This window comes from Emticicia sp., assembly GCF_049241225.1.
Taxonomy (GTDB): Bacteria; Bacteroidota; Bacteroidia; order Cytophagales; family Spirosomataceae; genus Emticicia.
The window spans coordinates 20,552-40,286 of record NZ_JBMLRC010000460.1 but is presented as its reverse complement, the minus strand read 5'-3'; the positions used below and the strand labels follow the sequence as shown (position 1 = coordinate 40,286).

Below are 19,735 nucleotides of genomic sequence, written 5' to 3'. Positions count from 1 at the left end.
CCGTGATGTGCTCCTGCACAAAAGAGTTGAGGTTTGAAACCGCATTACGCACTTCGTTGAACGATTTTTTTACTTTTTCTTTGAAAATATACGTGCTAACGAGCATAAAAGGAATCGTACAAAGACTAATCAACGAAAGTCGCCAATCGGTGTAGAACATCACCGAAATGATAAGAACCAATTGCAAAATATCGCCCCCAATGGCTGCGATACCATCGCTAAAAACATCGGCCAGTGTTTCAATATCCGAAATTGTACGAGTAACGAGTCGGCCAATCGGCGTATCATCAAAGAATTTGAGGCGTAAATGCAAAATTTTATGGTAAAGCTGTACTCGAATATCACGAATGATATTTTGTCCAAGCCAACCAGCCAAATAGGTATTGGTAAATTGTATGAGCGACTGAACGACCAAAAGACCAATCATAATAGCCATCATTTTGGCAAGGCCAGTATAATTGCCTGCCGAAACTGGGCCATCAATCGTTTGGCGAATCAACAAAGGTAGGGCAGGGGCTAAGGCAGCACCGAGCATGATTGTCAGCACCAAACTATAAAACTTAACATTGTAAGGCTTAATAAATTGGAAAAGTCGTTTGAGAATTTCCAAATCGAAGATTTTGCCAGAGGGTGAAGTTTCGTTTTTTTGTATTTCCGCCACAGATATTATTTATTGAAAGTATCAATTATTTAACCGATTTTGATGCTCAATAGTTTCAAAATGAATGTTTTATCCAATTAAAACTTGTGTCTATTGAGGTTCAATTGTGTCTATTGTGGTAAAGAAATTACAGCCCCAATAGCCCATAATCACGCAATACATTCACAGGTTTATTATAGAAAAACAACTCAAAATCTTCAAAACCAGCGGCTTCGTAATCAGCTTTTATTTCTTGGAAAGTGTAAACCTTTTTATTCTTCACAGAAATCTTATCCAACATTTCAACTAACCAATTGCCTTGTGCTTGGTTGAGTTTGATGCTGAAAGTTTCTTTTTTATCGTGAAAAGTGAGAGTTGTCGCCTGAAATACTTGCCCTTTTTTCGTAGTGTTTGTATAACTCACCAAAGGTTTTTTGCCCAGCCAGACTACCTTTGAGGTAGGTTTTAGCATAAAGTTATCATCCTCTTCCAGAAGTGCATTTTCAATATAATTCTTCGGAACTTTCGTGCGTGGAATCTTGAAGTCGAACCATTCTTGAAGCGGATATTCAAAACAAATACCGTGCATATAATTGAGCAGAGACTTCTTTAAACCAAAGCTAAAAGCCTCATGGTCAGTGCCTTTTGGGTCGGAGAAAACTAAATCATTATTGGCAAAAGTACCGATCGTATTGCTCGCTTTTTGCACCGAAAATTGTTCGGGATACATACCAACGGGGCTATGAGCCGTCATGGCAAATTGGTGCCAAAAACCCGATTGCAAAGTGCCAATTTCAAACATTTGCCGCACCATTTCGAGCGAATCAATGGTTTCTTGGGCAGTTTGGGTCGGAAAACCGTACATCAGATAGGCGTGTACCATGATACCTGCTTCGGTGAAATTGCGAGTGACTTGTGCTACTTGTGCAACGGTTACCCCTTTTTGAATCAATTCCAATAGTCGGTCGGAAGCAACTTCTAATCCACCAGAAACAGCAATGCAGCCCGAAGCTTTGAGCACCTGACATAAATCTCGACTAAAACTTTTCTCGAATCGAATATTTGTCCACCACGTAACGGTCAGTTTGCGGCGTAAAATCTCCAAAGCTAACGCTCGCATCAAAGCGGGTGGAGCTGCTTCATCGACAAAATGAAAACCATTTTCACCCGTTTGGGCAATCATTTCTTCCATTCTATCGCAGAGTAGATTTGCCGCAATTGGCTCATAGATTTTTATATAATCAAGCGAAATATCACAAAAAGTGCATTTTCCCCAATAACAGCCATGAGCCATCGTGAGTTTATTCCAACGGCCATCACTCCACATTCGGTGCATCGGATTTACGATTTCTATAACCGAAATGTATTTGTCCAATAGTAAATCGCTATAATCGGGCGTTCCTACTTCCGACTGTTTGTAGTCTTTTAGTAAAGAATTATTTTTATAAACGACAGCCCCCCGCCCCCCGATGGGGGAGTTTTCGAGAATAAATGTTCTCTTCAATAAAGCTCCCCCATCGGGGGCGGGGGGGGCTGTTAGGGATTTTATAATTTCCTCCAACGGAGCTTCGCCATCATCGAGCGATACGTAATCGAAAAATTCAAAAACTCGGGCATCTGATAACGAGCGTAATTCAGTATTGGCAAAACCTCCACCCATTGCTACTTTGGTTGCTGGATAATTTTGTTTCACCCATTGTCCGATTCTAAACGCACTGTAAAGATTTCCAGGGAAAGGCACTGAAATAACCACTAATTTAGGTTGAATTTCGAACATTCTTTCCGATAAAATCTTTATTAAAATTTTATCAATGTAGCTATAATCTTGCTGTAAGGCTGCATATAATTCATCAAAACTATTAGCAGAACGCCCCAAACGCTCGGCGTACCTACTAAACCCAAAATGTGGGTCAACGCACTCCATGATTAGGTCAGAAATATCTTCGAGATAAAGCGTTGCCAAATGTTTGGCTTTGTCTTGCATTCCCATCGAACCAAAAGCCCATTCGAGGTCTTCGAGTTGAGCAAAACGAGAGGCTTCGGGAAGGAAATTTTCTTGACAGATTACGTGTGAAAGCGTTGGATTTTTGCCTTGCAGAAATAAAATTACGGCATCAATAGTATTTATATAGTCCTCTTGGAGTGCGATTATTCTCTTAGCGTTATCAGAGAACATTCCCCCATCGGGGGGTAGGGGGCTGAATAATTCTGTTAAACCTTTTTTAGAAAATAAAGCCAAAATCACCTCAATTCCCAAATCAGCTTGAAAGCATGAAATATCCTTGGTATTCAGAAAACCCTTGATGTAGGCCGTTGCTGGATACGGTGTATTCAGTTGGGTAAAAGGGGGCGTTATGGCAAAAACTGTCTTGTTCAATGATACTATTTCTTTACGGCGTAAAAATTAAAATGCTTCCATTTGAGCATATCTTCTTTGGTCAGAATCGGTACTATTTCGGTGTTTAATTCAAAATCATTGAAATAAAACAGCGAATATCCGACTGAATTTAATACTTCAAAATGCTCAAATCGGTCGGCTGGCGAAGATTTGAAAAAACATTCTGAAACAACAACTGGACTAAATTCGACCAAAATATTTTTGATTGATTTAATGATTTCTTTGTCGTAGCCCTCGGTATCAATCTTCACGAAACTTAGTTTTGTGAGCCTTTCTGCAAAGTTTTTTTTCAAAAAAGCCTCCAAATTGATTCCTTTTATTTTTTCCTTGAGGACATATTTTCCGTGTTTTCCACCTTTCTCTTTCGATATTCCGCCGTTATTGAATGATGCTTCTGAGGATGTATAATAAAATTCATCATCAAAATCAGTAATGGCAAAGTTAAAAGGTTGGATATTAGATAGTTGTGGATTTAAAGTGGCGTTTTCGGCCAAAACTTTAAACACAAATGGATTCGGGTCGAAAGAAAGCGTTAGACCTGTTTTGCCACAAGCAACCGACATCGGTACGGAAGTATGTCCAATATTGGCACCTATGTCAATCGCTAAATCGCCTTCTTTAATGAATTTCTTAAAAAACTCAATAGATTCTTCGGGAATATCTTTCTTTTCTACGAGTGGATTGTCCCAATTAGCGAATTTGATTTTACCATACGCTTTTGTGTCAAAAAAGTCGATAGTTGTTGGGTATTCTTTGGTGATACGTCGTGCGATTTTCCTTTTGAAGGAATTAACAAAATAACTAAACATGGTGGATATAGATTTTGGTGAATGGTTTTAATAGGGAATTAATTTGCCAATTTCTTGGACTTATCTGCTGGACCTATCTATAACACGAAATTACATTGACCGATATTTTCCAGTTGTATCGTTATTTTTTTCTTACTTCACCCAAGTATTTGAAATCATTTCATTCCACCAAATACTAACTTTGTCATTGGCTTGTATGCGAGAATCTCCCCAATATGTACCTGATTTGGGTAGTGCAAACATCGGCTGTGCATCAAAATTTTGATTGATGTACGCCACAACTTTGATGACTTGCTTGTTTTTTTCGATAAACTCAAAGAAAGGTTTATACCATTCATTCCAAATTTGGAGCGGAGTGAGTTTTACTGTCCCCTCGCCCGCTACACCATCCCAATACGGACTAATATTTTTTCGGTAAAGTCCGCTCAAACTGTATCCTTGCGGAGCGGCTTCACAAATCATTACAGGTTTGTTTTTATTGATGGCGTAGTAAAGCATTTCGCTGGCCAGACTTTTCTGACTACGTTTATATACCAAATTTGTGCTATTGCTATATTTTGGTGAAAGTTTTGTGCCTGCCAAGTACCACGAAATGCCACAGAAATCAACGTATTTATCGCCTGGGTACCAATCTCCGATATTTTCGATTTTATTTTCCATAATATCATCAATAGGAGAGGTGCAAGCCTGCCAAACCGAAAGCCAGTTTCGAGGAGTTTTGCTTTTCTCGTAATTCATCCTTAAAATATCATGGATTCGTTGGTACGCCACAATATATCGGCGGCGGTCTTCGTAGGCTTTGTTCCAGTTTCCATCAAATTCATACCCGATTCTGAGGTAAAACTTTACTTTTGGATAACTTTTCAGAAAATCAGCCAACTCATTGATTTTTGCATCGTAAGCACCACTCACAAGACTTTTAAGGTTTGTGGCATCATTCATCCAAATGCCCAAAGCCATATCAAATGGAATGTTTTTGGAGTATCTTTTGAGGCAAACATCATCTAACACGTTTTTTACACAATTATTGCCAGCTCCTTTATTGGTTTGTGATTTTAGGCCGTCTAAGGTAAAAATATCTGTATATTGAGTCAGGCCAACGGGTAGCGGAAAATTACGATAGGTGAGACACTCATCGTTTTTTTCGATATGAAAATAGTCGTAAATCGCTTCTTCATCTTGCCCAATAAAAAGGCTTTGTGCCTTTAAATTGAGATGAAAAAACATACTAAGAGCAATGAATAGTATCTTTTTCTTGTGGGACATTTTTCGGTTTGTTGGCAATTGTATAAATGATAAAGTTATAGCTCTGATAACGAGTTAAGAATCCTGAAAGGATGAAATTATTATAGTAGAAAAAAATGAATAACCAATATTTTGAATCCCGAAGGGGTGACATATAATGCCATTCCTCCGGAGTTCTGTTTGTCATCTATTTATCATCACTATAATCCTTTCACCCCGATGGGGTTTTGATTCGATTAGCTATTATAAAATAAGCTTTTCCGCTAAGTTAATAAATAATGTTTTTTGGAATTATTTAATATAACGGAAATCTTGTCCAGCTTCTAAGCTCAATAAAATCTCGTAATACATATCGATACACGCTTGAATATCATCTTTGTGGCACATTTCTACGGTTGTGTGCATATATTTTTGAGCCAATGAAATCAAAGCCGATGCCACACCTTCGCCCGAATAAGCAAACGAATCAGTATCTGTGCCTGTTGAACGGCTGGCAGCTGCACGTTGGAACGGAATCTTTTTCTCAGTACAAACATCAATCATAAAATTCAAGAGATTGTTTTGTACGGCTGGGCCATAAGTAAGCACAGGGCCACGTCCGCAAGCTAAATCTCCATCAGTTTTTTTGTTGTACATCGGCGATTGAGTATCGTGAATCACATCGCAGCAAATTGCCACATTTGGCTTGAGTCTGCGAGAAATCATTTCGGCTCCACGCAAACCAATTTCTTCTTGCACGGCATTTACAATATAAAGCGTGAAAGGCAACGAAATGTTATTTTCTTTGAGTTTTCGAGCAACTTCTGCAATGATATAGCCACCGATACGGTTATCTAAAGCACGACCAACGTAGAATTTATCGTTCAGTTCCATCAAAGTATCTTCAAAGGTAATCACACAACCTACGTGGATGCCCATTTCTTCAACTTCGGCTTTTTTAGCGGCACCTACATCAATAAAAATATTTTTTAAAGTTGGTTTTTCTTCGGTGGCTGCTTCTCGCACGTGAATAGCTGGCCAGCCAAAAACCCCTTTTACGATGCCTTTTCGAGTATGAATATTTACTCGCTTCGATGGGGCGATTTGGTGGTCAGAACCGCCATTGCGACGTACATAAATATAACCGTCTTCGGTGATATAATTGACAAACCACGAAATCTCATCTGAGTGAGCTTCGATAACTACTTTATAAGGTTGACCCGGATTGATAACACCAACGGCAGTTCCGTAAACATCTACGATTTGCTCGTCGATGTAAGGTTTTAGGTAATCTAACCAAATTTGTTGACCTGACGACTCAAAGCCTGTCGGAGAGGCATTATTGAGGTATTCGTAAAGAAATTCAATGTTTTTTTCTGCCATTTTTTGCTGTATTATGTTTTTCTCAATTTTAACTCAAAAGTAAGGCTATAACGCGAAAAATCCTTGTTTTTTCTGAAAAACTGAACTTGAGATAGGTCCAAAATCATAAAAGCACCACTCAAATTGGCGGTGCTTTTCCTGAATAATAAATCCTAACTTTAAACTACAAAAAAAACTTTGTGGCAAACTGGCTACTGCTATAATTTCATTTTTAGCTGAGTTTCGTATGCTGATATGCTTTTTCAAGACCCAAGGTCTATTGACTATTAACAAATTTTAGTTCATTCCCACTACCGAAACATCTAAAATCTTAAATTCTGTTCGACGATTGGCTTGGTGTTGGTCTTCTTTGCATTGTGTTTCATCGTCGCAGTTGTTGAGCAATTCGGTTTCTCCGTAGCCCTTAGCTACAACCCGCTTGGTATTGATTCCTCGAGCGGCCAAATAATCAAGCACAGCTCTTGCTCGGTTTTCTGATAATTTTAAATTAAATGCATCGCTCGAACGGCTATCGGTATGCGAACGCACCTCAACTCTCATGTTTGGGTACTTTTTTAGAATTGGTATAAGCTTGGCTTCGAGCTCTTTTGCGGCATCTGGCCTGATAAAGAACTGCCCAAAATCGTAATAAATATTATCAAGCCTGAAAATATCGCCTTGCCCTACTAATCCTAAATTTTGTTCAACTGTTTTTGGTCCTTTGCGAGTTTGTTTCACTTTTCCTAGATTTTCGGTATTCTCAGCGTATCGGTCTTTGGCGGCTGTTACCGAATATTCTCCCTCTTTCTTAGGTTGGAATTCGTATCGACCATCGACTCCGGTTACGATTTGTTCTTTCGAACCGTCTTTTCCGTTTTTAAGCGTTACCACGGCTCCTTGAATTGGGAGTTGGTTTACCTCCGAGACAATTGTTCCTTTAATAATCGGAGCTTTTGATTTTTCAAGGAAAATTGTTATCGATGTCTTGTTTTTTAGCGAAGTGGCTAATGTTCCATAAGAAACTCCATTCGACTCATAGCCTTCTTTCAAGGCTTTAAACTCAAAATCAGTACCTGTTTCTAAACAAACAGTTATTTTACCATCTGAGCCGGTTACGAAAAGTTCTTTATTTTCACCGTTTTTCGACATTCGTACATCGACCGCTTCTAATGGTTTTTTACTTTCCGCATCATAAACCAAAATATTCAACTGGCGGCATCCGTGGCGGAATGAGTAAAGATTATCATCTCCGTAGCCTCGCTTCCGGTTAGAACTAAAATATCCACTCGATCGATTACCGTTGGTGATAAACCCAAAATCATCTTTTTCTGAGTTGATGGGTGCTCCTAAATTTTTAACATCACTTAACGGAATCCCCTCTTTCATTTCTACATAAAAAACATCTAGTCCACCTAATCCTTCGTGTCCATCTGATGAAAAATACATATTGCCATTTTCATCCATAAACGGAAACATTTCGTTGCCTTCAGTATTGATTTCGCGACCTAGGTTTACTGGTGAGCTCCAGTTTCCATCGCGGTACTCAACAACATAAATATCTGTACCCCCAAAACCACCTGGCATATCCGATACAAAATATAACTTTGAATCATCAGGCGATAAGGCAGGGTGCCCACACGAAAAATTATCATTATTAAAAGGTAATTCTTTTACTCCTCCCCAGTACTTTCCGCTTTCGGTAGCCATGTAAAGTTTTAATTTATTTACGCCATCCGAACTTGTTCGACTGCGACCTTTACTGTAGTTATTTCTGGTAAAAATTAGCTTTTTATAATCTTTAAAAAAGGTAACTGGTCCTTCATGATACTTGCTATTAAGTGTTTTGCTGAATTGTTCGATTTTTGAAAGCGGCTTTTCTTTGTCTTCGGTTTCGATTGCTTCCAATTTTTCAGCTGCACTAAACGACGAACTACCTCCAACACCACTGAGTTGTTTCATGGCTATGATATTATCTTTGCGAAGCTCGGCGGTATCGGGGAACATAAATAGGTCAAGGAAAGGTGTTTGGTTTTGCATAAACACACGCTTAATTGCTCCACCTTCTTCTCGGGCTGATACAAACACCAGACCGTTTTTATAATACATCGGACTGAAATCTGACTGACGTGAATTCAGCGTGTACAAATAATCTATTTTGTAGGTAGCTGAATCTTGGTAGAAACGACTATTGTCCATGTACGCTACTGTAAAGCGGCGTCCACGCATGTCGGTTGTTTGTTCTTGTCCGTAACGACTGTACATTTTTTGTGATTCCTTGTATTTGCCGTTATTAGCTAAAGCTTGTGCAAAATATAGGTAAATTTCACTTTCGAGGTCTTTGCTATATCGGTCAATTAATTCCGCGTATATACGCTCAGCATTGCGTGAATCTTGTACTTTTCGGTAGCTGTATCCGAGTTTGGTGAGAGCCTCTTGCATTTCGGGCGAACCCACTTTGGCTGTACGAAGGTAATCTTCATAATTTCGTATAGCCTCTATATAACTCATGTTTTCAAAACTGCGATTCGCGGCTTTCAAACGACCATTTTGAGCATATGTTTGTTGAGCTATTAGGAAAACGAAAGCCAACAACCAGATTTTGGATTTTTTCATGGATGAAGCACTTTTAAACTTGTAAAATAATAAGGATTATGACTTAATGCACGTATAAATTTCATGAAAATTTCTCAAAACTCGTGCCAAATGGTGAAAAAAAAATATATAGTGATTAAAAGGTAACGAATGTAAAAAATACAAAAATTAATAAAATATCATGTGTAAGTACCTTTTAGTGAGGGTTTTATTTAATCATAATTTCTGTTTGTTTCGAAGTTGGCATAGTAGTATCATTTACTAAAGAATACAAGCTTACAGCATTTAAAAGTTCTAATTTAGGTCAGTTTCATAGGTTCTTTAGGCAAAAGTAGTTTTTGAAAAATTAATTTGTAATAATGCTGCTTTTGATTAAACAAATTTATTGGCAAAAAGATTGGCACACCTCTAATTTTATTTAATTTCAACTTTAAGTACCTTCTGAGTGGCATCTGAAAGCTTAAATCTTTCATCAGAACGTTGCCCCGCAACCCATACGACGGTGTCGTTTGAGGTAAGTAAAAATATGGTTTTTTTAAGAATGAATGGTACTTTATTATTAATCAAAAAGTCTGAAATTTTCTTTTTTCCTTTCATTCCAAACGGAATAAACCAATCGCCTTCCTGCCATGGCCGAAGTGTGAGTGGAAAATGTATTTTATCGAAATCTGCAAAAAGTACGCTACTGTTTCTTTCGAATTTTCCATCAATTTCTTCGATATTCAAGACCGAAAAACTCAATTTTTTATCTAAAAAATCGAAAGCTTGCTCTTGTTTTATATCTTCTAAACTAATAGATAAAGCAAACTCACTCCTTATCGGGGCGGCAGCCGCTGCTGAGGGCTGGGGCGGCAGCCGCTGCTGAGGGGCTGTAATCACCAATTCCTCTCTATCTTTCAATAGTGTAAAGTTTGCGGCATGAAAAACTTTGCCCGAAAGACCATCAAGCGAATTGAAAATTTCTTTCGATTGAAAATAATTAAAACCAAATTCTTTCAATAATTCTTCCAAATAATAATTGGCTGACTGCCAGTATTTTATGTTGGCAATTTTCAAGAAAAAAATGCCGTTTTCTTCCCGCATAACTGTGGTTCTGAAATGGCTTAAATTTTTCCGAAAATCAGCTTCGATTGATTGAAAACGTTCGAGGTTTCTGGCAAAAGTTTCGTCGAGATTTGGATTGATTTTTTTCAATAGTGGCACAACTTGATTTCGAATCAGATTTCGTTGATAATCATTCGAGGCATTGCTACTATCTTCTCGCCAAGAGAGTTTTTTTTCAGCCACATACACATCAATTTCTTTCCGAGAGGCAAAAAGCATCGGGCGAATAATATGCCCTTTTTTTGCTGAAATACCTTTCAAACCCGATATACCAGTGCCTTTCGTGAGATTGAGCAATACGGTTTCGATGCTATCGTTGAGATGATGGGCCGTTGCGATATAATCAAAATTTAGTTCTTTTCGCAAGTTCTCAAACCATTCATAGCGAAGCGTGCGAGCCGCCATTTCAATCGAAATTTTATTTTTCTTGGCGTAAGCTTTTGTATCGAAGGTTTTTGTGTGAAAAACTACGTTGTTTTCCTTGCAAAGATTTTCTACGAAAATTTGGTCATCGTCTGAGTCTTTTCCTCTTAGTTGGAAATTGCAATGAGCTACTGCGAACTGGAAGCGACCATCGCTACAGTTCGCCCCACAAAAAAGGTTAAACATTGCCACTGAATCTTTGCCTCCACTGACCGTAAGCAAGACTTTTTCCGAAGGCTCGAATAATTTTTGCTCGTTAATATATGTTAAGAAGGCATGAAGCATGAAAGCAATTACGTAATTTTGTGAACAAAATTAGAAGTTTCAATCGAAGATGATTAAAAATATTATAAAAAAGTACCATTTCAGCTTAACATCTACCAACTTTTACACGAAGTTGGGGCTTATTGTATTTGGACTTTTGCTGATAGAGAGTGCTACTTATGCTCAAAAACCACTCAATCCGCCACCACCACCACCTTCGGGGTCACGCATCAATTTATTGAGTGCTGATAGTTTGGTAGGTGTCAATCAGTTACCTTATTATACTCGTCAGTTTTTGGGAAATGTCTCTTTTCAACACCGAGGGGCAATTTTGTATTGTCAAAGTGCTACGCAAAACGAAACAACTAATACGCTGGAAGCTTTTGGCAAAATCAGAATCGTGCAAGGTGATACGCTCACCATTACGGGCGATACACTGTATTACGATGGAAATACTCGTTTTGCTCGTGTGTTGGGAAAAAAGGTAGTTTTGACCGATAAAAAAGTAAGCCTAACAACCCGTATTGTGGAATACGATATTCAGAAAAACCGTGCCTATTATCCAGTTCGGGGCGTAATTGTGCAAGATTCGAGTGTTTTGAAGAGCGAAAAAGGTTTTTATAACACCCGAAGTAAGATTTTTAATTACAAAGAAAATGTAGAAATCACCAATCCTAAATACACCATCACGTCGGATAGTTTGCAGTATAATGCCCGAACCAAAATGGCACTTTTCAAAGCTCCAACGCTCATCAAAAGTAAGGATGGCGATATTGTAGCCAATGCAGGAAGTACCTACAATACTCAAACCCAACAGTCGAATTTTAAAGGTCGCTCAAAAATTGTCAATGAAGATTATACCCTCACGGGCGATACACTCAATTTCGACCAAAAGACTGAATCTGGTTTTGCGAGAGGAAATGTAGAATTAGTCTCGAAAAAAGATAAAGTTATTTTAAATGGAAAAGTTGGCGTGCGTGATGGAAAAACTGGCTTTACAAAAATCATGGGAAATGCCCTCATGCGTAACACTGCCGAGCGAGACACGCTTTATTTGAGTGCCGACACACTTTATGCTTACGAGCGAAAAGACAGTTTGGTTGCTAAAACCGATACCGTAAAACAAGCCAAAAAAGAAGACAAAAACACCGCCGCCAAAATGGAAAAATTGTTGGCGTTTGGACACGTAAAAGTGTATCGCTCAGACATCCAAAGTCGCTGTGATTCACTGCTTTATGATTTAAAAGATTCAGTGATTCATTTTTTCTCGAAACCAATTATTTGGAGCGATAAAAATCAATCCGAAGCCGATACAATTCACGTATATATGAAAAACAACAAAGTCAGCCGAATGTATATGATTAACAATGGCTTTGTGATTGCGAAAGATACGGCACTAAATTTTAATCAAATCAAGGGTCGGAAGATTACGGCAACGTTCAATGCTCAGACACGTATAGATAATGTCGTGGTTGAAGGCAACGGTGAAAGTATTTATTACGCACTTGATGAAAAAAATAAACTAATTGGGGTAAATCGAGTCGAATGTAGTAAGATGAATATGAAGTTCAAGGAAAATCAAGTAAACCGAATTTCGTTTTTGGGGCGTCCTGACGCCAAACTTGTTCCTCCTACAGAATTGACCAACGACGGTAACCGATTAGATGGTTTCAATTGGAGAGAAAATGAAAAACCAACAAGAGCCGAAGTACTTGGCGTGAAATTTGTAGATAAAAAAGTAGGTGTAAAACCTGTTTTAGAAGCAAAAAAATGATCGAACGAAAAAAAGTTTATTTTTATTGCAACCTTTCGGCCCTAAAATGAGTCTTATACATAAATTACAGTTTTGATTTTAATACCATTCTCGTATATTTGTAGTATTCCTAACAATATACGTGCTAAAATAAAAAAATTACAGTAGAGTTTCTATGGTTAAAAATTTACAAAAATATTTATCAGTACTGATTGGAATTGTTATCTTATCCAACGCTGCCCTTGCTCAAGTTGAGAAAGGAAAGTCTCGCTTGGATATAGGTAAGAAGCCAACAACCACTGCTAAATCGGCTCTTCCAAAAACGGCGTTTGTGAGCAAACCGATGCCTTCGGAAGTGAGATTGAACAAGCCGTCGGTGGTGAATCAGTACTTCCGGGATGCTTTGTTGAACGGTTCATCGAAACCGGTGATTACTAAAACTTCCAATAGTGAAATTCCTGCAACTAACGATAGAAGTATAGGTGGTAATGAAAATAGCGATAAATTATATTCGAGCGATAAATTGACGGTATCGAATATTTATCCGAATCCTGCTAATGATTACGCAACAGTTGATTATGTGATTACAGGCAGCGTAAACGAAGCGAGTATGTCGTTTTATAATTTGCTCGGACACGAGGTAGCGAATTATGAATTAGATAAATTTGACCGTAAATTGAAGGTGCAAACAACAAACTGGGATTCAGGTATTTACTTGTATCAGTTGGTAGTTGACGGTAAAAAAGTTGTTACAAAAAAGCTTTTGGTTAGACATAACTGATAACTTATTTAATATATCAAAAATCGAGTAATTGCTTGTTTATTAGGCAAATACTCGATTTTTTTGCTTTGAATGGCTTAATGTTTTGTAAAAAAAATATTGATGAAAACCAAAATTTGTGAGTTGTGTAAAATAGAGGAAACCACGCTTTACCGAGTTCAAATAAAGAAAGGTAAAATATGGGTTTTTGTCTGTGAATCTTGTTGCAATAAGTCAAAAAACTTACCCGATTATCGTTATGGCGGTACGTGGAAAGGATACCGACATTAAATTATATATAAATCAAGATTTAACGATATTTTGAAAGTCGGATAATCGCTTGTTTATCAAGAAATTATCCGACTTTTTTTATTTGAATTATTTAAGTAAATTTTATTTTCCGAGAAAATATCCAATCTTTATAGCAGCAAGTATTTAACCTTACCTTATACAATTGATTCTAAACTTCTTATCTTTTACCTATAAACACAAAATTTGAAAATGGCATTACCGAACATCTTTAAAAAATCAGTTTCAGAAGAAGTTATTGGGCGAATCAATGCCTTGACACCGAGCACACAAGGCAAGTGGGGAAAAATGAGCGTGTCACAGATGTTGGCTCATTGTAATGTATCGTATGAGTTGATTTATGAGAATAAACACCCCAAACCGAATGCTTTTATGAAATTCATCTTAAAATTGTTGGTGAAAAACAAAGTGGTAAGTGAGGAACCATATTCACAAAATGGGCAAACTGCTCCACAATTTGTGGTGAAAGAAGATAAAGATTTTGAGATTGAAAAGAACCGTTTAATAAATTATATTAGAAAAACTCAAGAGTTGGGCGAAAACTATTTCGACGGTAAAGAATCTCATTCATTTGGAGCGTTGAACATTACCGAATGGAACAATCTATTTTACAAACACCTTAATCACCATCTGACTCAGTTTGGAGTTTAAACTAAAACGACATTTTTGATAAAATGCCAAATAAAAACTTACTTATCAACCGAATAGCAGTTTCGACTTTCTTTTTTGTCAATGGATTTTTATATGCTAACTGGACTGCCCGCTTGCCCGAATTACAGCGATTCTTTGGACTGAATAATGCTCAGTTGGGTTCGGTGCTGTTTTGTATTGCTCTTGGTTCGATGGCAGCCATGCCTTTTGCGGGTTGGTTAGGTAGTAAGTTTGGTTCGGATACTATTGTTAAAATCACAGCTTTGCTGTTCTGTGTAGCTATTCCGCTGGTAGCAATTTCGCAGAACGAATGGATAATTCGTCTTTGTTTTTTCTTCCTCGGAGCAGCCTCTGGCTCAATGGATGTTACGATGAACGGACAAGCTGTTTTAGTAGAAAGGTTGTGGGGGAAGGTGATTTTCTCATCGTTTCATGCGGTTTTTAGTATTGGAATGGCCATCGGAGCGGCTGTGGGAGGAGTTTTTTCCAGTTATCAAGTGCCGCTGCAATCGCATTTATTTGTCATAAGTATTTCGGGCGTTTTGCTTTCTATTTGGGCTTCTACAAAATTGATAAAAGATATTCCAACTGCTAACGAAGCAGTAGTTTCTGAAAGCAAAACTGATAAATTTTTAGCCTTAAAAACAATTTTACCTTTCGGAATTATTGCTTTTTGTTGCATGACTGGCGAAGGCTCAATGGTGGATTGGTCAGCTATTTTTATGAATAAAGTTGTTGGGCAAAGCGAAGTGTTGAGTGCTTGGGCGTTTGGAGCATTTGGCGTGTCGATGACTATCGGACGAGTATTTGGCGATTACTTTACGCTTAAACTCGGCAAACAAAAACTGATGTTGATTGATGCTTTGCTGTCGATTGCGGGCTTAGGAATTTCCCTTGCTTTTGTCTCGGTTTGGAGTACTTTCTTGGGCTTTTTCTTAGTTGGTCTTGGGCTTTCTACAATTGTGCCAATTGTATTTTCTTCGGCCGGTAATCTTAAAAATATAAGTCCATCGGCAGGAATTTCGATGGCTACTTCTATTGGCTATACTGGTTTCTTTATTGGCCCACCAACGATTGGCTATTTGGCCGAGGCTTTTGGTTTGCGAGTTGGGTTGGGGTTTGTGTTGTTTTTATTTGTGTTGATGGCTGTAATTATTACCTTTATTTCCTCAAATAAAGATAAATCGAACTAAAATCAAATGAATATTAAAGTAGTTGCTTTCGATGCCGATGATACCCTTTGGGTGAATGAACCTTATTTTTTAGAGACAGAAAACAAGTTTTGTGCATTGCTTGAAGATTATTTGCCACATCATACAATCTCACAAGAACTTTTTAAAACGCAAATTGATAATCTACCATTGTACGGGTATGGTGTAAAAAGTTTTACGCTTTGTATGGTCGAAACTGCACTCAGAATCAGCGATAATACATTGAATGTGAGTGTCTTAGAAAAGATTATAGAAAATGGTAAAGAGATGTTACAAAAGCCAATCGAGCTGCTTGATGGAGTAGAGGAGACGCTGCAAGCTTTGTCTGAAAAATATCGACTTGTGGTGGCTACGAAAGGTGATTTACTTGACCAAGAACGAAAACTAAAAAAGTCGGGAATCGAGCATTATTTTCATCATATAGAAATCATGAGTGAAAAGAAAGTGCCTGATTATGAGAAACTTATCAAACATTTAGACATCAATCCCGAAGAGTTTTTAATGATTGGAAATTCGATAAAATCTGATGTATTGCCAGTTTTAGAAATCGGTGCTTATGGTGTGCATGTGCCGTATCATACGACTTGGGCCTACGAAAAAGTTGACCATAATATTGATAGCCCAAATTTCAGAAAAGTTGATTCGATTAAGGAGATTCTGCCGTTTTTGTTGGGGTAGAATTTATATATTTCTCAGAAAATCATCAAACATCATTACTCGGCGAAATCCTTTTTTCCTCAGGCCAGTTGCGAGAGGTTTATCTCTTGTGAGAAGTGGTAAATCTAATTGAATCGACAAGGCTAAATAGGCTGTATCTTTTATATCAATGTCGTTGAGTAAAAGATTTGATTTTTCGAGAGATTCTGGACTTAGAATGTAGTTTGGCAAGACAGTGATTTTAGAGAAAACTAAAATTGACCATTTGAAAAACTCATCCTCATTCATTTTAGTACGAAGTAGAAGTTGAGATTTGTATTTCTCAACTTCTACTAAAACAAATTCGGGTAAGTAAAAGTCATAGAACTCTAAAATAGGCTTATAACTTGCATTGCCGCTTATAAGCATACTCATCAGAATATTGGCGTCTATCACATAGTTTGTCATCAGAAAAGAAACTTACTTTTTTCTTGTTCCCAAGCCATGTTTCGTGATAGTTGCCATTGCTCGTCATTCGTAAGGTCAGACTCTTCTAAATCTGCCAAAATATCTTTTGCAGAAGCCTTTAGTTGAAGTTTCTGTAAATGTTCTTTCAAATAATTTTCTATCTGATTATAACCAAGCGTTTGTACAAATGCTTCGTCAAGTTGTAGCTTAAATTCAACCATAATGATTTGATTATAAAGCTAAATTAAGAACATTTTATAAAAGAACCAAGTTTTGAATTAATCTCACAAATTCCCACTCGCTTTTTTATATCTCACACTTGCCACCAAGAAATTATAAATGCTACTTAGGTATTGATTTTCAGCGTTTTGTAATGAATATTCAGAGTTTTTTAGGTCTGAAATTACGATTACACCTTTCTCAAATCTGAATTTATCGGTTTCTAAAATCTGTTGAGCGAGCGTGATGTTTTTCTTGGCTTCCTCTAAATTCAGTTTTGATTGTTGCAACGTATTCCACGTACTTTTCGACTCATAGTTGAAATCATTTCTCAAACGCTCCATATTTAACTGATTGATTTTCTGACGAAACAAAAAATCTTGACTTGAAAGCTTCGCTTGTTTACCATCGAAAATAGGAATATTCGCACGAATACCTATATAATTGGCCGTAAACCAAGTACCACTTGCAAATGGATTGAAAGTATCGGCAATCTGAAATGCCGAATAATTTCCGTAAGCCGAAACCGTTGGCAAATTTCTTGTTTTTTGTTTTTGTAGGTTCAATTCGTTTAATCGAAGGTTAATTTCTTCGGCTTTTACTTCGGTGCGTTTGTCGGTATTCGATTGGTTATCAACGATTTGAGAGTAATTTAGAATAGAAGTTAAGTCTTCGGCTGGCTCGGCTTTTTCGTTGGTATTCAACTGATATTGAAGCGTGACCAAGCTTAATTCATAATCTTGTATATTTTTAGTTTGGGCGAGTTTCGCATTACTTACATCAAGCGAAAATTTATCTAAATCATTTTTTAGAATTGTTCCCTGCTCAAATTTTACTTGAGCGGCTTCCAAATAGGCATTGGCTCTTTGCAAAGCAATTTCCGATAAACGTAATTTTTCTTTATTAAAAACTGCCGAAAAATAAGCCTCCGTAATGCTTTGTTTGAGATTGATTTTTTGTTGCTCAAGCGTGTTTTTCTGAGCTTCGGTTTGGGTATCGTTCACCAAACGGTCGATTTTTTTGCTGGCATCATACACTTTCTGCTCAGCTTGTAAAGCAAAAGTATTATTGAACGGACGCCCCAAACGCACAATTGTTTGTGATTCGCTCGAACCTGGTAAAGCAAAAGGTAAAACCGTAGTTTGGAGTTGGGTATTCCATCTTACATCACCGTTGGCACTTACTTGCGGTAGCCATTTGGCCTTGATTTTATCGTTTTCGCTATTGGCAATCTGAATATTCAAGGCTTGGGTTTTCAGCTCAATCCGATTTTCTATGCCTTTCTGAATGGCTTCATTAAGCGTGATTTTCTGTGCAAAAGATGAAAATCCCTGCATCAAGATTGCCAAATATGTGATAAATCTAACAATTACTTTTTTCATATCTTTTTGTATTTTCTCAAATCTAAAAACCTTATTTAGATGAATATTTTTTTTCTGCCTAAAACGGAAAAAAACAACTATTAAACTGTGAAGTTTTGGTGCTAAGAAACTTTTGTTTACGACCTAAAAACAGCGGCAGGTTCGAGTTTAGTGATTTTTCGCATGGCCAAGAGACTTCCTAAAACAGCAATAAATAACGTAATGATTACCAAGAAAGCGGTAAGTTCGGGCGTAATTTGAATATCAAGATTCTTTTTGGTGGCTTGCACAAAACCAAAAAGTAGAAAATATGCCACCGCAAACCCCACAATCGAATAGATAGTTGCTTGCCAAAGAATCAAGTTTCTGATAACTCCGTTTGTTCCGCCAATGGCCTTGATTGTGCCGTAATCTTTGATGCGGTCGTTGACGGCTGAAAACATCGTAAGTCCAACGATTGCAAAGCCTGTAATGATGGCAAAGACAACCAAAAGCCCGAAAGAGGCCACAATTCCGCTGTTGAGGGCAAAGTATTTGAGACTTTCGTCGGTAAATGTTTTTCCATCACGGGCTTTTACGCCTGGAATTTCTTTATTAATAGCTCGAATTACCTGCTCGACTGAAGCTCCGTTTTCCCATTCTACCAAAAAAGCCGATGCTTTGGTGGTCGGAATCTTACAGAGTTTTCTGGCACGGTCAACGGTCGTAAAACCATATGCTACGCCCAAGCCTTTTGCTCCTTTGGTTTGCCCGACTAACACCACACGATTACCATTGTATTCAAAATGGTCGCCAAGTTTGATGTTTTTTCCTTGAATCGGGTCATAAGAGTCGCCAATGACAGCCCCTTCTTGTTGGAGGTCTTGGAGATTACCAAAGGCAAATTTCCACGGTCCACCTGCATACGATGGTGCTTGTGTACCAATCATCGTAATGCTTGTTTTTGTGCCGTTGCTAAACTTTGCACTTCCACCACCCACAATCAACTGATTGACTTTTTTTACGCCATTGATACTCATGAGTTCTCGATAAATACGCATATCGAGTAGGGGTAAATCGCTGACTTGCTGGCTTTTATCGCTCACTACCCAAATGTAGTTTTGGTTAAATTTTGCCAACGAAATAGTACTATTGAGCAGCGAAAAACAAATGCCGATTTGTTGCCCAATCAGAAAGACCGACAGGATGATACCAAACAAGATTCCAAACATTTTGGTCTTGTCGTACCACATAAATTTGAATGCTTCTTTTAACATATTCTGTGGGGCGATTCTCCCGAATCGCTCATTAATATTGTGTAAAGTAAAATGACTAGTATTGGTCTGTGTTTTTGTTCGACCCCGATGGAGTCGTATTAGTGTTAGCTTGTGATTTTATTTCTACCAATATTAAACCCCTAAAGGGGTAATTTCATTTAATGAAAATTAGAAAAAGGACAGCGATTGAACATTATTTGTAGCGATTTGCAAAATCAACAATCTCTAATTTGTAATCTTTAATCTTTAATTTTGACTTTATTTCAATAAAATCACACAATCAACTCGGCTACCG

The 19,735-nt window shown here is 37.7% G+C and carries 16 protein-coding genes; 5 read left to right on the top strand and 11 right to left on the bottom strand.

The features are described 5' to 3' along the window. The 7 genes from ACOVO2_RS23680 to tilS form a co-directional block, all read right to left on the bottom strand. Positions 1-661: ABC transporter ATP-binding protein (locus ACOVO2_RS23680; RefSeq protein WP_421772348.1), on the bottom strand; the 661-nt coding region annotated here is incomplete at its 3' end. Positions 662-788: 127 nt separating this feature from the next. Next, positions 789-3,017, bottom strand: coding sequence for a B12-binding domain-containing radical SAM protein (locus tag ACOVO2_RS23675; protein ID WP_421772347.1), 2,229 nt, complete (start codon positions 3,015-3,017; stop codon positions 789-791). A gap of 5 nt (positions 3,018-3,022) precedes the next feature. After that, positions 3,023-3,847 carry an FkbM family methyltransferase gene (locus ACOVO2_RS23670; protein WP_421772346.1) on the bottom strand — a complete coding sequence of 275 codons (825 nt, stop codon included), beginning with the start codon at positions 3,845-3,847 and terminating at the stop codon, positions 3,023-3,025. A gap of 132 nt (positions 3,848-3,979) precedes the next feature. Beyond that, positions 3,980-5,113: a hypothetical protein gene (locus tag ACOVO2_RS23665; protein ID WP_421772345.1), complete on the bottom strand. Its 1,134-nt coding sequence runs from the start codon at positions 5,111-5,113 to the stop codon at positions 3,980-3,982. A 270-nt stretch (positions 5,114-5,383) separates the two neighbouring features. Then, the gene (locus tag ACOVO2_RS23660; RefSeq protein ID WP_421772344.1) at positions 5,384-6,454 is read right to left on the bottom strand and encodes a M42 family metallopeptidase; all 1,071 of its coding nucleotides are present in this window, start codon (positions 6,452-6,454) and stop codon (positions 5,384-5,386) included. A gap of 276 nt (positions 6,455-6,730) precedes the next feature. Then, positions 6,731-9,046, bottom strand: a complete 2,316-nt coding sequence (locus ACOVO2_RS23655; RefSeq protein WP_421772343.1) for an OmpA family protein — start codon at positions 9,044-9,046, stop codon at positions 6,731-6,733. Between the two features lie 393 nt (positions 9,047-9,439). Continuing rightward, positions 9,440-10,837: a tRNA lysidine(34) synthetase TilS gene (tilS, locus tag ACOVO2_RS23650; protein ID WP_421772342.1), complete on the bottom strand. Its 1,398-nt coding sequence runs from the start codon at positions 10,835-10,837 to the stop codon at positions 9,440-9,442. Between the two features lie 49 nt (positions 10,838-10,886). Between tilS and ACOVO2_RS23645 the strand changes: the two genes are divergently transcribed. The 5 genes from ACOVO2_RS23645 (at position 10,887) to ACOVO2_RS23625 (ending at position 16,178) form a co-directional block, all read left to right on the top strand. Beyond that, positions 10,887-12,590 carry an OstA-like protein gene (locus tag ACOVO2_RS23645; RefSeq protein WP_421772341.1) on the top strand — a complete coding sequence of 568 codons (1,704 nt, stop codon included), beginning with the start codon at positions 10,887-10,889 and terminating at the stop codon, positions 12,588-12,590. A gap of 154 nt (positions 12,591-12,744) precedes the next feature. Beyond that, the gene (locus tag ACOVO2_RS23640; protein ID WP_421772340.1) at positions 12,745-13,350 is read left to right on the top strand and encodes a T9SS type A sorting domain-containing protein; all 606 of its coding nucleotides are present in this window, start codon (positions 12,745-12,747) and stop codon (positions 13,348-13,350) included. Between the two features lie 480 nt (positions 13,351-13,830). Continuing rightward, positions 13,831-14,289 carry a DUF1569 domain-containing protein gene (locus tag ACOVO2_RS23635; RefSeq protein WP_421772339.1) on the top strand — a complete coding sequence of 153 codons (459 nt, stop codon included), beginning with the start codon at positions 13,831-13,833 and terminating at the stop codon, positions 14,287-14,289. Between the two features lie 23 nt (positions 14,290-14,312). Next, positions 14,313-15,482, top strand: a complete 1,170-nt coding sequence (locus tag ACOVO2_RS23630) for an MFS transporter (RefSeq protein ID WP_421772338.1) — start codon at positions 14,313-14,315, stop codon at positions 15,480-15,482. A 6-nt stretch (positions 15,483-15,488) separates the two neighbouring features. Next, positions 15,489-16,178 carry an HAD family hydrolase gene (locus tag ACOVO2_RS23625; protein WP_421772337.1) on the top strand — a complete coding sequence of 230 codons (690 nt, stop codon included), beginning with the start codon at positions 15,489-15,491 and terminating at the stop codon, positions 16,176-16,178. A gap of 3 nt (positions 16,179-16,181) precedes the next feature. On the opposite strand, the gene ACOVO2_RS23620 is transcribed toward ACOVO2_RS23625, so the two are convergent. The 4 genes from ACOVO2_RS23620 to ACOVO2_RS23605 all read right to left on the bottom strand — a co-directional run bounded on the left by ACOVO2_RS23620 (position 16,182) and on the right by ACOVO2_RS23605 (position 19,440). Next, positions 16,182-16,604: a PIN domain-containing protein gene (locus ACOVO2_RS23620; RefSeq protein ID WP_421772336.1), complete on the bottom strand. Its 423-nt coding sequence runs from the start codon at positions 16,602-16,604 to the stop codon at positions 16,182-16,184. Continuing rightward, a complete protein-coding gene (locus ACOVO2_RS23615) occupies positions 16,604-16,825 on the bottom strand; it encodes a hypothetical protein (RefSeq protein WP_421772335.1) in 222 nt (73 codons plus the stop codon). Before ACOVO2_RS23615 ends, ACOVO2_RS23620 begins: the two co-directional genes overlap by 1 nt. A 63-nt stretch (positions 16,826-16,888) precedes the next feature. Further along, the gene (locus tag ACOVO2_RS23610) at positions 16,889-18,205 is read right to left on the bottom strand and encodes a TolC family protein (RefSeq protein WP_421772334.1); all 1,317 of its coding nucleotides are present in this window, start codon (positions 18,203-18,205) and stop codon (positions 16,889-16,891) included. Between the two features lie 116 nt (positions 18,206-18,321). Then, positions 18,322-19,440: an ABC transporter permease gene (locus ACOVO2_RS23605; RefSeq protein ID WP_188768722.1), complete on the bottom strand. Its 1,119-nt coding sequence runs from the start codon at positions 19,438-19,440 to the stop codon at positions 18,322-18,324. Positions 19,441-19,735 lie beyond the last annotated feature (295 nt).

What these genes read in the sequence shown, in the direction of transcription:
- ACOVO2_RS23645 (WP_421772341.1), top strand. Translation starts at nt 10,887, where the DNA reads ATGATTAAAAATATTATAAAAAAGTACCATTTCAGCTTAACATCTACC.
- ACOVO2_RS23620 (WP_421772336.1), bottom strand. Translation starts at nt 16,604, where the DNA reads ATGACAAACTATGTGATAGACGCCAATATTCTGATGAGTATGCTTATA.
- ACOVO2_RS23665 (WP_421772345.1), bottom strand. Translation starts at nt 5,113, where the DNA reads ATGTCCCACAAGAAAAAGATACTATTCATTGCTCTTAGTATGTTTTTT.
- ACOVO2_RS23630 (WP_421772338.1), top strand. Translation starts at nt 14,313, where the DNA reads ATGCCAAATAAAAACTTACTTATCAACCGAATAGCAGTTTCGACTTTC.
- ACOVO2_RS23640 (WP_421772340.1), top strand. Translation starts at nt 12,745, where the DNA reads ATGGTTAAAAATTTACAAAAATATTTATCAGTACTGATTGGAATTGTT.
- ACOVO2_RS23605 (WP_188768722.1), bottom strand. Translation starts at nt 19,440, where the DNA reads ATGTTAAAAGAAGCATTCAAATTTATGTGGTACGACAAGACCAAAATG.
- tilS (WP_421772342.1), bottom strand. Translation starts at nt 10,837, where the DNA reads ATGCTTCATGCCTTCTTAACATATATTAACGAGCAAAAATTATTCGAG.
- ACOVO2_RS23625 (WP_421772337.1), top strand. Translation starts at nt 15,489, where the DNA reads ATGAATATTAAAGTAGTTGCTTTCGATGCCGATGATACCCTTTGGGTG.
- ACOVO2_RS23655 (WP_421772343.1), bottom strand. Translation starts at nt 9,046, where the DNA reads ATGAAAAAATCCAAAATCTGGTTGTTGGCTTTCGTTTTCCTAATAGCT.
- ACOVO2_RS23670 (WP_421772346.1), bottom strand. Translation starts at nt 3,847, where the DNA reads ATGTTTAGTTATTTTGTTAATTCCTTCAAAAGGAAAATCGCACGACGT.
- ACOVO2_RS23615 (WP_421772335.1), bottom strand. Translation starts at nt 16,825, where the DNA reads ATGGTTGAATTTAAGCTACAACTTGACGAAGCATTTGTACAAACGCTT.
- ACOVO2_RS23610 (WP_421772334.1), bottom strand. Translation starts at nt 18,205, where the DNA reads ATGAAAAAAGTAATTGTTAGATTTATCACATATTTGGCAATCTTGATG.
- ACOVO2_RS23635 (WP_421772339.1), top strand. Translation starts at nt 13,831, where the DNA reads ATGGCATTACCGAACATCTTTAAAAAATCAGTTTCAGAAGAAGTTATT.
- ACOVO2_RS23660 (WP_421772344.1), bottom strand. Translation starts at nt 6,454, where the DNA reads ATGGCAGAAAAAAACATTGAATTTCTTTACGAATACCTCAATAATGCC.